This window comes from Sphingobium wenxiniae (assembly GCF_007830065.1).
Lineage (GTDB): Bacteria > Pseudomonadota > Alphaproteobacteria > Sphingomonadales > Sphingomonadaceae > Sphingobium > Sphingobium wenxiniae.
On sequence record NZ_VLKK01000001.1, the window covers coordinates 442182 to 456884 of the forward strand.

At 63.1% G+C, this 14703-nt stretch carries 13 protein-coding genes, 1 tRNA gene and 1 pseudogene; 12 read left to right on the forward strand and 3 right to left on the reverse strand.

Features of this window, described 5'->3' with window-relative positions; genetic code table 11:
• Positions 1–50: 50 nt before the first annotated feature.
• Together IQ35_RS02155 and IQ35_RS02160 are read left to right on the forward strand one after the other, a co-directional pair.
• Positions 51–1322, forward strand: a complete 1272-nt coding sequence (locus tag IQ35_RS02155) for an ammonium transporter (protein ID WP_145071874.1) — start codon at positions 51–53, stop codon at positions 1320–1322.
• A 3-nt stretch (positions 1323–1325) separates the two neighbouring features.
• Positions 1326–2177, forward strand: a complete 852-nt coding sequence (locus IQ35_RS02160; protein ID WP_021243831.1) for a glycosyltransferase family 2 protein — start codon at positions 1326–1328, stop codon at positions 2175–2177.
• A 6-nt stretch (positions 2178–2183) separates the two neighbouring features.
• Here the strand turns inward: IQ35_RS02160 and IQ35_RS02165 are convergent, their stop codons facing one another.
• Positions 2184–3515 carry an MFS transporter gene (locus IQ35_RS02165; RefSeq protein ID WP_021243830.1) on the reverse strand — a complete coding sequence of 444 codons (1332 nt, stop codon included), beginning with the start codon at positions 3513–3515 and terminating at the stop codon, positions 2184–2186.
• A 165-nt stretch (positions 3516–3680) separates the two neighbouring features.
• On the opposite strand from IQ35_RS02165, the gene cyoA reads away from it, so the two are divergent.
• The 8 genes from cyoA (at position 3681) to IQ35_RS02205 (ending at position 10603) form a co-directional block, all read left to right on the forward strand.
• The gene (gene cyoA, locus IQ35_RS02170; RefSeq protein WP_145071875.1) at positions 3681–4820 is read left to right on the forward strand and encodes a ubiquinol oxidase subunit II; all 1140 of its coding nucleotides are present in this window, start codon (positions 3681–3683) and stop codon (positions 4818–4820) included.
• 66 nt (positions 4821–4886) lie between these two features.
• A complete protein-coding gene (gene cyoB / locus IQ35_RS02175) occupies positions 4887–6905 on the forward strand; it encodes a cytochrome o ubiquinol oxidase subunit I (protein WP_021243828.1) in 2019 nt (672 codons plus the stop codon).
• A gap of 4 nt (positions 6906–6909) precedes the next feature.
• The gene (gene cyoC, locus IQ35_RS02180; RefSeq protein ID WP_021243827.1) at positions 6910–7554 is read left to right on the forward strand and encodes a cytochrome o ubiquinol oxidase subunit III; all 645 of its coding nucleotides are present in this window, start codon (positions 6910–6912) and stop codon (positions 7552–7554) included.
• Entirely contained in the window at positions 7551–7940 is a 390-nt protein-coding gene (gene cyoD / locus IQ35_RS02185) for a cytochrome o ubiquinol oxidase subunit IV (protein WP_145071829.1), read from the forward strand. Before cyoC ends, cyoD begins: the two co-directional genes overlap by 4 nt.
• Positions 7941–7993: 53 nt before the next feature.
• Positions 7994–8644 (forward strand): SURF1 family protein, encoded by a 651-nt coding sequence (locus IQ35_RS02190; RefSeq protein WP_145071877.1) that lies wholly within the window; start codon positions 7994–7996, stop codon positions 8642–8644.
• Positions 8641–9972: an ATP-binding protein gene (locus IQ35_RS02195; protein WP_145071830.1), complete on the forward strand. Its 1332-nt coding sequence runs from the start codon at positions 8641–8643 to the stop codon at positions 9970–9972. Before IQ35_RS02190 ends, IQ35_RS02195 begins: the two co-directional genes overlap by 4 nt.
• Positions 9962–10495, forward strand: a complete 534-nt coding sequence (locus tag IQ35_RS02200; protein WP_145071876.1) for a response regulator transcription factor — start codon at positions 9962–9964, stop codon at positions 10493–10495. The genes IQ35_RS02195 and IQ35_RS02200 overlap by 11 nt, the downstream gene beginning before the upstream one ends.
• A gap of 34 nt (positions 10496–10529) precedes the next feature.
• Positions 10530–10603 (forward strand) — tRNA-Gly (locus IQ35_RS02205).
• Positions 10604–10648: 45 nt separating this feature from the next.
• On the opposite strand, the gene IQ35_RS02210 is transcribed toward IQ35_RS02205, so the two are convergent.
• Positions 10649–11671, reverse strand: coding sequence for an acyltransferase (locus IQ35_RS02210; protein ID WP_145071831.1), 1023 nt, complete (start codon positions 11669–11671; stop codon positions 10649–10651).
• A gap of 143 nt (positions 11672–11814) precedes the next feature.
• Between IQ35_RS02210 and IQ35_RS02215 the strand changes: the two genes are divergently transcribed.
• Positions 11815–13389 carry a PAS domain-containing sensor histidine kinase gene (locus IQ35_RS02215; RefSeq protein WP_145071832.1) on the forward strand — a complete coding sequence of 525 codons (1575 nt, stop codon included), beginning with the start codon at positions 11815–11817 and terminating at the stop codon, positions 13387–13389.
• Between the two features lie 108 nt (positions 13390–13497).
• Positions 13498–14376, forward strand: coding sequence for an alpha/beta fold hydrolase (locus IQ35_RS02220; RefSeq protein ID WP_021243820.1), 879 nt, complete (start codon positions 13498–13500; stop codon positions 14374–14376).
• Positions 14377–14443: 67 nt separating this feature from the next.
• Here IQ35_RS02220 and IQ35_RS21370 read toward each other — a convergent pair.
• A pseudogene (locus tag IQ35_RS21370) lies at positions 14444–14631 on the reverse strand (nitronate monooxygenase); the annotation flags it as partial.
• Positions 14632–14703: the final 72 nt, after the last annotated feature.

A 14703-nucleotide genomic window follows, 5' to 3' on the forward strand; every position in this document is an offset into this window, starting at 1 on the left:
TTACCGGCGGAGGATTAAGGAAGGCCGATATGAAACAGCCGGTCTTCATCATGCGCCCTTTTCTTGCCCTGCCCTTCGCCATGGCCCTGCTGACGCCGCAAGCCGCCTTCGCGCAGGTCGCGGCGGCCGACAGCGGCGACACCGCATGGATGATGCTGTGCGCCATGCTGGTTCTGCTGGCGGCTTTGCCGGGGCTGGCGCTGCGGCTGGCGGGGGCATCTTCCGTGCGAAGCGCCCTTTGCGCGATGGCGCAGAATATGGGCGTCGCGGCGGGCGTGTCGCTGGCCTGGGCCATAGCGGCATACAGCCTGATCTATGCGCCGGGCGATGCGTGGCTGGGGGGAAGCGGTAATCTGCTGCTCGCCAATCTGGCAGCCTTGCGCGAGGGCATGACCGTGCCGGAATCGGCCTTTGTCCTGTTCCAGATGAGCCTTGCCGTCTTCGCCGCCTGCCTGGTCGGCGGCGCGGTCGTCGATCGGGGGCGGACGGGATGGATGGTCTTGTTCGCGCCGCTCTGGCTGCTGCTTGTCTATGTGCCGGTCGCCCATTGGACATGGGGCGGCGGATGGCTGGCGGGCCTGGGCGTCATGGATTTCGCCGGGGGGCTTGTGGTGCATCTGTGCGCGGGCTTTTCCGTGCTTTCGCTGACCCTGATCGCGGGACGGCGCGCCTCCGCCACGGCAAGCGGCCATGCGCCGGTGCTGGGCATGGCGGGCGGTGCGCTGATCTGGCTGGGATTGGCGGGCGGCGTCGGCGGATGGGCGCTGGGCGCGACCGACGATGCGGCGACGGCCATTCTCAACGGGCATTTCGCGGCCTGCGCGGGCGCGCTGGGCTGGATGGCGCTGGACAGAGTGCTGAGCGGGCGCGCCGCCGCGACGGGCGCGGTTTCGGGCGCTCTGGCGGGTATCGCGGCCATCGCGGCGAGCGCGGCGCTGGTGGGCGCGGGCGGCGCGATGCTGATCGGCCTTGCGGCGGCGGCGATCTGCCGTGGAATCATTGGCTTCATCGGAAAGAGGGCGGACGATCCGGCGCGGATTTTCGTGCTTCACGGGATCGGTGGACTTGCGGGCGTCCTTTTGCTGCCGGTCTTCATCCTTCCCATGCTGGGCGGCGTCGGTTTTGAAGGCGCGATCAGCCTGAGCGACGCGATGCTGAGCCAGATTACCGGCGTGGCCGCGGTTGCCCTGTGGTCGATGGCGGGGACCGCCATCGCGGCGCTGCTGATTTCCATGCTCCTTCCGTTGCGGGCCAGCGCCAAGGAGGAGGAAACCGGACTGGATATGGCGCTGCACGGCGAACAGGCCTGGGATATCCACTGAAACATGACGATCGCGGTCGGCATTTTCGCGCATCAGGAGGAACGGCGCATCGGCCTGTGCCTCGGCTCGCTGCCGCTGGACAGGGCGGACATCCGCTTCCACATATTGGTGAACGGCACCACCGATGCGACCGTGGAACACGCGCAAAGGATCGCGGCGGGGCGGACGCATGTCGTCGTCCACGACATCGCTCAGGGAGGCAAGTCGCGGACCTGGAATCATTTCGTGCACGATCTGCTGACCGGAGAGGAAGAGGCCGTCATCTTCATGGACGGCGACGCCGAAATCACGCCCGGCTCCATCGACGCCCTGGTCGCGGATCTCGCGGCCCATCCGGAAGCCAATGCCGCCGCCGGTATGCCGATGAATGGGCGGCGGGCGCAGATTTACCGGCACAATCTGAAGGTGGAGCGCGGGCTGTTCGGCGATCTTTATGCCCTGCCCCGGCGATTTCTCGCCGCGATCCGGGAGCGGGGGCTACGCCTGCCCGACGATCTGGTCGGCGACGACGGGATGGTCGCCGCATGGGCGCATACCGATCTGGAACGCGACGCGAACTGGGTGTCCGAGCGGATCGTCCCATGCGAAGGCGCGGGCTTCCGCTGCGAGCCGGTCAGCCTGCTCAGCCCGGCAAGCTGGCGCATGCAATATCGACGGATGAGCAATTATTCGGTGCGCTATTTCCAGAACCGCATCATTTCCGACATCATGGGGCGGGAAGGTCCGCAAGGACTGCCCCACCGGATGGAGGATCTTTATGGCGAATGGCTGCCGCGCTTCAGACCGAGAGGGGGGATGACCGGCTGGTTCGATCGCAAGGCGCTGGCCCGGATGCAGAGGCAGAGCCGGGCCTGATCCCGTTCAGCGGTCGCGGCCCGCCAGTTCCTTGTTGATGAAAAGGGCGATGCCCGTCACGACCGCGCCCGACAGCAGATAGACGCCCGAAGCGGCAAGGCCAAAGCTGGCCGACAATGCCAGCGCGACCAAAGGCGCAAAGCCCGCGCCGACCAACCAGGCGAGATCGGACGTCAGCGCGGAGCCGGTATAGCGTGTGGCGCTGGAGAAATTGGACGCGACCACGCCCGACGACTGGCCGAAACTGAGGCCGAGCAGGATGAAGCCCAGCACCATGAAGGCGACTTCGGCCAGTTCGCCGCCATCCAGCAGCAGCGGCGAAGCCACCGCGAAAATCGCGATGCCGATCGCCGAATAGCCCAGCAGCGAACGGCGGCCGACCTGATCGGCGACGAAGCCCGACACGACGATCGCGAGGATGCCGACGACCGCGCCGATCATCTCAATGCCCAGGAAACGCTCCAGCGGCTGCTCCGTGTAAAGCGCGATCCATGAGAGCGGGAATACCGTCACCATATGGAACAGCGCGAAGCTCGCCAGCGGAGCGAACGCGCCGATGACGATGTTGCGCCCATCGCCGCGGATGGTTTCCAGCACGGGCGAGGGTTGAAGCTCCTTCGATTCGAACAGGCGCTCAAACTCATGGGTGACGACGATGCGGAGGCGGGCAAACAGAGCCACCACGTTGATCGCGAAGGCCACGAAGAAAGGATAACGCCAGCCCCAGTCGAGGAAATCCGCGCGCGACAGGGTGGACAGGAAGAAGGCGAACAGGCCGCTCGCCACCAGCAGCGCGAGCGGCGCGCCAAGCTGCGGCATCATGGCGTACCAGCCCCGCTTGTTCTTCGGCGCATTGAGCGACAGCAGCGAGGCGAGGCCGTCCCATGTGCCGCCAAGCGCCACGCCCTGCCCGCAGCGGAACAGCGCCAGCAGCGCCGCCGACCAATGGCCGATGGTGTCGTAGCCCGGCAGGAAGGCAATGGCCGCCGTCGATCCGCCCAGCAGGAAAAGAGCGATGGTGAGCTTTACGCCCCGGCCATAATGCCGGTCCACCCACATGAAGATGACCGAGCCGATGGGCCGCGTGATGAAGGCGAGCGCGAAGATGGCGAAAGACCAGAGCGTCCCCGCGAGAGGGCTGAGATAGGGGAAGACGTGCGCGGGAAAGACGATGCACGATGCGATGGCATAGACGAAGAAGTCGAAAAATTCCGACGTGCGGCCGATGATGACGCCGATGGCGATCTCGCCGGGCGCGACGCGCTTGTCCCGCGCGGTCACATTGCGCGCATCGCGTTCCATCGCGGTCGAACTGGGCGTGGTCGTCACGGAAGTCATGGTGTCTCGCTGGCCTTCAGTCTGCGGAACGATCCATGCCGCATTTCGTTGCAACAAGTCGAATCGTACCGGTGGTCGAACAGGCCATGCCCTATTTTGCACCTGCGAGGGGATAGGACAAAAGGTCCAATGTCGATCCGTAAACGCCCAGCCTATGCGGACAGCATGACCGTTCGCCGCTTCCTTGATCGTTCCGCATTTTTGCGCCGCCTCAGCCCCGCCCTGCTGCTGCCGCTGGGCGGTTGCGACTGGATTTTGATGAATCCGGCGGGCGATGTTGCATTGCAGCAGCGTAACCTGATCCTGATCTCCACCGCCCTGATGCTGCTCATCATCCTGCCGGTCATGGCGATGACCGTGTGGTTCGCGTGGCGCTATCGGGAAAAGGCGCAGGCCAAGGACCATGATCCCGACTGGGATCATTCCACGACGCTGGAACTGCTGATCTGGTCCGCGCCGCTGCTCATCATCATCGCGCTGGGCGCGATCACCTGGACCAGCACGCATCTGCTGGACCCATACCGCCCCATTGAGCGCATCGACCATGAGCGCAGGGTCGACCCGGCCGCCAAACGCCTGCAGGTCGAAGTGGTGGCAATGGACTGGAAATGGCTGTTCATCTACCCGGAACTGGGCATCGCGACGGTGAATGAGATGGCCGCGCCGGTGGACCAGCCTATCGAGTTCAAGATCACATCGTCCAGCATCATGAACAGCTTCTTCGTGCCGGCGCTGGCCGGACAGATCTATGCCATGCCGGGGATGCAGACGGTGCTGCATGCCGTCGCCAACAAGCCGGGAAATTTCGAAGGCTTTTCCGCCAATTATTCGGGCGCGGGCTTTTCCAACATGCGGTTCCGCTTTCACGCGCTGGACAAGGCGGGCTTCGATCAGTGGGTCGCCAAGGTGAAGGCCAGCGGCGCCAGCCTTGACCGCGCCGCCTATGTGAAGCTGGAGCAGCCGAGCGAGAAGGTGCCGCCGATCTATTTCGGCAGCGTCGAGCCGCACCTGTTCCACGCCGCGCTCAACATGTGCGTCCAACCGGGCAAGAAATGCATGGACGCGGTGATGATGACCGACGCCAGGGGCGGCGCGGGCAAGGAATCGGCCCGCGACACCGAAGGGCTGCGTCATGACGGCACCATCGATGTCGGCGGCTTCCATCCGGTCGAGCCGGGACGGGCGGGCGAGATCGCCCAGCCCGCGGGCATGACGCCCGCCGCCGAAAAGACTCCGGCAGAGCAGGGTCATCAGGCGCCGCATCAGCAGGATCAGGATGGGCATGAGGGGCATCATGGCATGTGATCCCCCACCCCGCGCCCCGAGCGCCCGCCGTCCCTTCCCCCTTTCCTTTCGCCTGAAGGCTTGACCATGTCCCCTCATCCCGCCTCGGAAAATAGCGGCATCTGGAAACTGATCTTCGGACGGCTCGACTGGAGCGCGATTCCGATCCATGAGCCGATCCTGATCGGCACCTTCATCGCGGTCGCCATCGGCGGCGTCGCGGTGCTGGGCCTCGTCACCAAATATCGGCTGTGGGGCATGTTGTGGCGCGACTGGTTCACGACGGTCGATCATAAGCGCATCGGGATCATGTACATGATCCTGGGCCTCATCATGTTCGTGCGCGGCTTTGCCGATGCGGTCATGATGCGGTTGCAGCAGGCGATGGCCTTCAACGGATCGGAAGGCTATCTGAACGCCCATCACTACGACCAGATATTCACGGCGCATGGCGTCATCATGATCTTCTTCGTCGCGATGCCGATGATAACCGGGATCATGAACTATATGGTGCCGTTGCAGATCGGCGCGCGGGACGTGTCCTTCCCCTTCCTCAACAATTTCAGCTTCTGGATGACCACGGCGGGCGCCGTGATCGTCATGATGTCGCTGTTCGTGGGCGAGTTCGCGCGGACGGGCTGGCTGGCCTATCCGCCGCTGTCTGGGATCGCCTACAGCCCCGGCGTCGGCGTCGATTATTATATATGGGGGCTACAGATAGCGGGCATCGGGACGCTGCTGTCCGGCGTCAACTTGATCGCGACCATCGTGAAGATGCGCGCGCCGGGCATGTCGATGATGAAGCTGCCGATCTTCGTGTGGACGTCGCTCTGCGCCAACGTGCTGATCGTCGCGGCCTTCCCCGTGCTGACCGCCGTTCTGGCGCTGCTCAGCCTCGACCGCTATGTCGGGACGGCGTTCTTCACGAACGACATGGGCGGCAATCCGATGATGTATGTGAACCTCATCTGGATATGGGGCCACCCGGAAGTCTATATCCTCATCCTGCCGCTGTTCGGCGTGTTTTCCGAAGTCACCTCGACCTTCTCGAACAAGCGGCTCTTCGGCTATTCGTCGATGGTCTATGCGACGGTCGTGATCGCGATCCTGTCCTACCTCGTGTGGCTGCACCACTTCTTCACCATGGGGTCGGGCGCGAGCGTCAACAGCTTCTTCGGCATCACGACGATGGTGATTTCGATCCCGACGGGCGCGAAGCTCTTCAACTGGCTGTTCACCATGTATCGCGGACGCATCCGCTTCGAACTGCCGATGATGTGGACGGTCGCCTTCATGCTGACCTTCGTGGTCGGGGGCATGACCGGCGTGCTGCTGGCGGTGCCGCCCGCCGACTTCGTGCTGCACAACTCGCTGTTCCTGATCGCGCACTTCCACAACGTCATCATCGGCGGCGTGCTGTTCGGCCTGTTCGCGGCGATCAACTACTGGTGGCCCAAGGCATTCGGGTTCAAGCTGGACCGCAAATGGGGCGTCTACAGCTTCTGGCTGTGGGTCGTGGGCTTCTGGTTCGCGTTCATGCCGCTCTACATATTGGGCCTGATGGGCGTGACGCGCCGGATGCGGGTGTTCGACGATCCGAGCCTTCAGATATGGTTCGAGATCGCGGCGCTGGGCGCGGTCATGATCGCCGCCGGCATCGCCTGCATGTTCATCCAGTTCGGGGTCAGCATCAAGAACCGCGACAAGCTGCGCGACACCACCGGCGACCCGTGGAACGGCCGCACGCTGGAATGGGCGACCAGTTCGCCCCCGCCCGACTATAACTTCGCCTTCACGCCGGTCATCCATGACGGCGACGCATGGGCGGACATGAAGAAGCGCGGATATCAGCGCCCCACCAGCGGGTTCGAGCCGATCCATATGCCGAGCAACACCGGCACGGGGGTCATCATCGCGGGGCTTTCCATCGCCTTTTCGGTCGGCATGATCTGGTACATGTGGTGGCTTGCGGGATTGAGCTTCGTCGGCATCCTCGCCGTCGCGATCGGCCATACCTTCAACTATAAGCGCGACTTCCATATCCCTAGGGACGTGGTCGAGCGCACTGAGGGCGAGCGCACCCGTCAGCTCGCGATGCAGGGCTAATATCATGGCAAGCGCACCCACCATAGACCCCGCCTTCCTCGACAAGGACGGCAAGCCGCTCTTCCACCTGGAGCATGAACCGCATCATCCGGAAGGGTCCAGCACCATGCTGGGCTTCTGGATGTATCTGATGAGCGATTGCCTCATCTTCGCCTGCCTGTTCGCGACCTATGCCGTGCTGGGCGGCAATTATGCGGCGGGACCGGGGCCGAAAGACCTGTTCGACCTGTCGCTGGTGGCTTTGAACACGGCGATGCTGCTCTTTTCATCCATCACCTATGGTTTTGCCATGCTGGCGGTGGAAAAGAACCGGATCGGCGCGACGCAGGGATGGCTGGCGATCACCGGACTGTTCGGCCTCGCCTTTCTCGGCATCGAACTTTATGAGTTCGCGCATCTGATCCATGAAGGCGCGACGCCGATGCGGTCGGGTTTCCTGTCCGCCTTCTTCGCGCTGGTCGGCACGCACGGGCTGCACGTCACCTTCGGCATCATCTGGCTGGCGACGCTGATGGTGCAGGTCGCCAAAAAGGGCCTGATCCCCGCCAATCAGCGTCGGTTGATGTGCCTTTCGATGTTCTGGCACTTTCTGGACGTCATCTGGATCGGCGTCTTCACCTTCGTTTACCTGATGGGGATGCTGCGATGAGCGCGCACGAACAGAGCAATCACGGTCATCATGACGATGGCCATGCCCATGGCACTTTCGGCAGCTATATGATCGGTTTCGGCCTGTCGGTGATCCTGACGGCCATCCCTTTCTGGCTGGTGATGACGGGTTATTTCGCCAATCCGCAGACGACCGCCATGGTCATCATGGCCTTTGCCGTGGTGCAGATCGTGGTGCACATGATCTACTTCCTGCACATGAACACCCGGTCGGAAGGCGGGTGGACGATGATGGCGCTGATCTTCACGCTGGTGCTGGTCGTCATCACGCTGGCCGGGTCGATGTGGGTCATGTATCACCTCAATCACAATATGATGCCCCAGATGCAGGGCATGAGCGCGCATGACATGAGCCAGATGCCGTGAAGGCGAAGCGGCGGTCAGCGGGGTTCCTGATCGGGCTGACGCTGATCGCGGCGATGCTGGTGGCGGGCTTTGGCGCGCTGGGCGTCTGGCAGGTGCACAGGCTGGCATGGAAGCGAGACCTGATCGCGCGGGTGGATGCGCGGGTTCATGCCGCTCCGGTGGCGGCGCCCGCCATGGCGAGCGCAGCCGACGAATATCGGCGCGTCGCCGTGCAGGGGCATTTCCTGCATGACAGGGCGGCGCTGGTTCAGGCGTCCACGGTGCGCGGCTCCGGCTATTGGGTGATGACGCCACTGATGACGGATCGCGGTTTCGCCGTGATCGTCAATCGCGGGTTCGTGCCGCCGGAAGCGAAGGCCAGCTATGAACAGCCAAGGGGCCGCGTGGCGCTGACCGGGCTGCTGCGCCTGAGCGAGCCGGGCGGCGGTTTCCTGCGCGCCAACGATCCGGGCGCGGACCGCTGGTATTCGCGGGACGTGGCAGCCATCGCGGCGAAACGCGGACTAAGGCCGGTCGCGAATTATTTCATCGACGCCCAGGCGTCCCCCTCCCCCTACGCGCTGCCCGTCGGCGGGCTTACGGTCGTGCGCTTTCCCAATAGCCATCTTTCCTACGCGATCACATGGTTCGCTCTGGCGATCATGAGCGCGGGCGCATACATCTTCGTCATGCGTCAGGAGTTGACAGCGCGCGGGGCGGAATGAAAAAATTGCCGATCAATGCCCAGTGGCTGCCCAGCCAGTGGCCCGCCGACGCCGCCGGGCGGCGGAACATGGCGCTGCTGGTGCAGTTGCGCTGGATCGCCATCGCCGGGCAGGTCGCGACGATCCTGATCGTGCATTTCGGCATGGGCATCCACTTGCCGATCGCGCCGATGCTGCTGATCGCGGCCTTGGCCTGCGCGATGAACGTCGCGAGCTTCGCGATATTACGCCGCCGGACCGACGTGGCCCGGCCCGAACTGTTCCTTGCCCTGCTGTTCGACGTGCTGGTATTGACGGCGCAGCTTTACCTGAGCGGCGGGGCGACCAATCCCTTCATCGGCCTCTATCTGTTGCAAGTGGCGCTGGGCACGGTGCTGCTCGACCGATGGAGCGTCTGGGGAATCGCGATCCTGTCGGCGCTCTGCGCGGCGCTGCTTTCGATATTCTATCATCCGCTGACCCTTTCCCGCGCCTTGGAAGGGCATTTGTTCGATCTGCACATCGTCGGCACATGGATCAACTTCACGATGATCGCGGTGCTGCTGGTGCTGTTCATGTCGCGCGTGACGCATAATCTGCAATTGCGGGAGAAATATCTGGCGCGGCTGCGGCAGCAGGCGGCGGAAGAGGAGCATATCGTCCGCATGGGCCTGCTCGCGTCCGGCGCGGCGCATGAACTGGGCACGCCCCTGTCGCAGCTTGCCGTCGTGCTGGGCGACTGGCTCCATATGAAGGAAGTGACGAAACATCCCGCTCTGGTCGAGGAAGTGCAGGAGATGCAGGCGGCGGTGCAGCGCTGCAAGGCGATCGTTACCGGCATCCTGCTGTCGTCGGGCGAAGCGCGCGGGGAAGCCTCGCAGGTGACGAGCCTGCGCGATTTCGTGGAAGGCATCGCGCGGGATTGGCGGGCGGCCCATCCCGGCACGGCGCTGCTGTGCGATTTCGGGCCGCATGACTATCCCCGCATCATCGCCGATCCGGTGATCCGCCAGGCCATCGGCAACCTGCTCGACAATGCCCGGGAGGCTGGCGCGAGCCGGATCGACATGCTGATCGGACGGGACAATAGCTGGCTCAACATCGCGGTGCGCGACAACGGCCCCGGTTTCAGCGAGGAGATGCTGGCGGATTTCGGCAAACCCTACCGGTCGAGCAAGGGCAAGCAGGGCGGCGGCCTTGGCCTGTTCCTGGTGGTCAACGTCGTGCGGAAGCTGGGCGGGCGGGTGAACGCCAGCAACGGCGCGGACGGCGGGGCGCTGATCCTGCTGCGCCTGCCGCTGGGCACGCTCGCCATGGAGGAGGAGGAGTGGAATGCCGATGACCGATGACCGGCTGCTGGTGATCGTCGAGGACGACGAAGCCTTTGCCCGCACGCTCAAGCGGTCGTTCGAGCGGCGCGACTATCGGGTGCTGGTCGCAAACAGCCAGGAAGCGCTGGAGGCCCTGCTGGCGGAGCATGATCCGGGCTATGCCGTGGTGGACCTGAAACTCGGCGCGCAGTCGGGGTTGCTGTGCGTGCAGACGCTCCATGCCCACGATCCCGCGATTCTGATCGTGGTCCTGACGGGCTTTGCCAGCATTGCGACGGCGGTGGAGGCGATCAAGCTGGGCGCGACCAATTATCTGGCGAAACCGTCCAATACCGACGATATAGAGGCCGCCTTCGCGCGCTCGGGCGGCAATCCCTCGGCGCCGCTCGCGCCCCGGCCGACCTCGATCAAGACGCTGGAGTGGGAACATATCCACGCAGTGCTGAAGGACAGCGATTTCAATATTTCCGAAGCGGCGCGGCGATTGGGGATGCACCGCCGCACATTGGCGCGAAAGCTGGCCAAACGGCAGGTCGGTTGACGCGCCTTTTCGGTCATGCCATGGGCAGGACAACGCGGGTGTAGCTCAATGGTAGAGCAGCAGCTTCCCAAGCTGACGACGGGGGTTCGATTCCCCTCACCCGCTCCAGCTTCGGCGCTTTGCTTCCATTTACAACAGATGATGCGCCTTGCGTCATTCAAAGGCAAAGACAAGCTCTTGCAAAGCTTCGAATATCGCCGCTCCTGCAACCCCGGCGGCAGCGGCCTTGAGCCAGACCGATTGGGCGAACGCCTTCGCCTTACCAATCCATGAAGGAGAGGGCAGCGGCTCATCGATAGCGAATGGCGCATATTGATCGATGATCGCCCGTTCGACATTGCTGACGTTCGTAAGCGCGTTTGCCCATGTCATATTGCGCTTTACGATCCGCCCCGGATTTCCCGCTATGATGCAAGAAGCCGGATAGCTCTTTGTCGCGACGGCGGCTGTCCCGACGACGGAACCAGCCCCGATGTGCGCCCCGCTGGTGAGCACCGCGCGACGGCCGATCCAAACATGCGGCTCCAATATGATCCGATTGCGGCCATAGTTGACCAATTCCATTGTCGCCCGATTCACAATGCCGTGCTGGTTGGAGCCTTGAATCAATATTCCATCAGACCAGAGACTTTGCTTTTTGATGAGCAGGTCGGTGTTCAACAGGACAGCCTCGACACCACCGGCAAACGCTCCCTCTCCGATGATTACCTTGCAGCCCCGGAACGCGTCGCCATCGCCGCCGGTCATGCGAATCTTCATCGCGAGCTTGTTACGGGAAAGATTCAAAACCGAATGCCCCGGCCCATTGAGCTTGAGGATCATGCTCGGTGCAGTTCGGAGAAAGTAGATCGTGCATCTGGGAGAGTGTCTCAGCACCTGAATCCTGACGCGGCGCACCATATCCAACGCGCCTTTAGGATACCATATCACGGAGTCCGTCAGGTCATGACCCTTCGGATTGTCTGTCGAAAGGTCGCTGATCGGCACGCACTCATACGTGTCTTTTGGCAACTCAGTGACCACGTAATCGGTCATTGGACCAAAATCATCGACTCCCACGAACTCCGCAAGAATCTGTTCAGCCTTCATGGTTATTCCCCTGAAACAACGTTCTAGTCTTTCATTCTCATCCTCGCCGATCCTGGCATCTGCATAAATCCCGCGGCCTTCCCACATGGGCCGTCCTATACGCGGCAGATCATGCTATGGGACCATCGAATACCGGCCGCCAGCGGAAGATCGAATCATCTCCTGCGAGGAACCGTTATTCAAGGCAGCGCGTTTTGCCTGGGCAAAGATAACAAGGATTTCGGGTCCGGATGAAAAAGGCAGTGCCTGACCAGCTGGAAAATCGGTTCGAACTGCTGGTCCAGAGTGTGACGGACTATGCAATTTACATGCTCGATCCCACCGGCACGGTGACCAGTTGGAATGCCGGGGCCGAGCGGCTGAAGGGATATCGGGAACAGGAGATCCTCGGCCACAATTTTTCCCGCTTCTATTCCGAAGAGGACAGGTTGGCAGGCGTTCCGTCCCGGGCGCTGGAAACCGCCGCGCGCGAGGGGCGATTCGAAGCGGAAGGGTGGAGGATGCGCAAGGACGGTTCGCGATTCTGGGCTAGCGTCGTCATCGACGCCATCCGTAATCCGGAGGGCGAACTGCTTGGCTTTGCGAAGGTCACGCGCGACCTTACCGAACGGCGCGAGGCGCAGCAGGCGCTCGAAGAAGCACGCGACGCCATTTTCCAGACGCAAAAGATGGAAGCCATCGGCAAGCTGACGGGCGGCGTGGCCCATGATTTCAACAACCTGCTGGCCGTTATCGTGGGCAGCCTCGACCTTGCGCGGCAGCGACTGGCCACCGGGGCCGACATTTCCCGCTATATCGACAACGCCATGGCGGCAGCGGAGCGGGGCGCGATGCTGACCCAGCGTATGCTGGCCTTTGCCCGCAAGCAGGAACTGAAACTGCAAAGCGTCGATTGCATCGCGCTGGTGCGCGACATGGCCGAATTGCTCAAGGCCACGCTGGGCACGGGCATTACCATCGAAACCCGTTTTCCCCTTTCCATGGCATCCGCCCATGCCGATCCGGGTCAACTCGAACTCGCGCTGCTCAACCTTGCGGTCAATGCCCGCGACGCGATGCGGAGCGTGGGCCGCCTGATCCTGGAAGGCGTTGAGGTCTCGATGCCCCCGCTTCCGCGTAGCGACCTGGCGCCCGGTCCCTATATCCGCTTGTCGGTCATCGATGAGGGCGACGGCATGGACCCGGCGACACTGGCGCGCGCCACCGAACCCTTTTTCACCACCAAGGGCGTGGGCAAGGGCACAGGGCTTGGCCTGTCGATGGTCCACGGCTTTGCGGAGCAATGCGGCGGCGCGATAACCATCGCGAGCGAAGTGGGCAAGGGCACGACGGTGTCGCTCTGGCTGCCGATGACGGCCTCCCACGCCCAGAGCATCGAGGAAAACGACGCGGAACCCGCATGGGAAACCGGCGAACCGCTGGTGATTCTGGCGGTCGACGACGACGATCTGGTGCTGACCAATACGGCCGGGATGCTGGAGGACCTGGGGCACACGGTATTTCAGGCAAGCAGCGCGGCGGACGCCCTGCGGATATTGGAGCAGGGGACCATCAATCTGGTCATCACCGATCATGCGATGCCCGGCATGACCGGCGCGCAACTGGCCGATGTGATCGAGGAAAAACTGCCGGGCCTGCCGGTCATCATCATCACCGGCTTTGCCGAACTGCCGCCCCATGCGACCAGCAGGCCAAGGCTGGACAAACCGTTCAAACAGGCGGCCCTCGCCCGGATCGTCAGCACCATAGGCGGCAGGCCGATGCCTGATAGCCCGGTTTCCGACAGCCGCAGGTCCAAGGGATAGATTTCCCGGCCGGAGACGGAAAACCGCTTTTTCCGCCGCCATGGCTATTGCAAGCGGCCTGTGCTTGACCAAGAAGGAAAAGACCTTCTCCCCAAATGGCAGGATCGCATGGACACGCCCGCAGCGCCCACCCCGACATCGCATTTCTTCACATCGCTGCGGACGCGCCTGCACTATCTGGATTGGGGAAATCCCTCGGCGCCGCCCTTGATCCTGGTGCACGGGGGTTTCGATCATGCGCGCAGCTGGGACTGGACCGCCCGGGCGTTGTGCCGCGACTATCACGTCATGGCCGTTGACCTGCGCGGGCATGGCGACAGCGGCTGGTCTTCGGACGGCAGCTATATGATGAGCAGCTTCGTCTATGATCTGGCGCAGATGGTGGACATGATCGGGAGCGAGACGGTGACGATCGTCGCCCATTCGCTCGGCGGGTCGATCAGCCTGCGCTATGCGGGGCTGTATCCCGAACGGGTGGCGAAGCTCGTCGCCATAGAAGGGCTGGGCCTTTCCCCGGCGCGCCTTCGGGAAAGGGCGGAAGAAGCCGTCGTCGACAAGTGGCGCGAATGGATCGACCTGCGGCGGACCATATTGCGCAAGCCCGGCCGCAGGCTAGCCACGATCGAAGCCGCGGTGGAGCGTATGCGCGCGCGCAACGACCATCTGTCCGTCGAGCAGGCGTTGCATCTGACGATCCACGGCACCAACCGGAACGAAGATGGCAGCTATGGCTGGAAATTCGACCCCTGCCTGCGCGGCTGGGCGCCCGACATGGGAGCGGATGAGGAACTGCCGCATTTCTGGAGCCGGATCACCTGTCCCGTCCTGCTGTGCCTTGGCGCTGACAGTTGGGCGTCAAATCCGGTCCAGGACGGCCGGGCCGCTCATTTTCAGGACGCCCGGCTGGTGGAATTCGCCAATGCCGGCCACTGGCTGCATCATGACAGGTTCGATGGCTTCATCGCGGAACTGCGCGCTTTCCTGTGAGCGGAAGGCTGCTGCGGCATCCGCATATTCGGCCTTGAGCTGATCGATGAACGCGTCCGCAGGCTGAATCGCCCGCCCCGCTATTGACGATCATCAGCTTATAGGCGGACCGCATCGGCCACCTCCGTCGCGATGAAGGGCGACCCCATATAGGCGAGGTCCGCGCCCGTCCGCGCCGCGGCGATGGAGCGGCCCGTCGAACCAGGACCCGATTTCCTCGACCAGCGCGAAGGGCGACAGGGTTCCCGCATGGCCCGGAAAAGGAGAAAAATATGCTGTATTGTTTAATCAATACAGCAATGGTAGATCGAACGGGATCAAGCATTT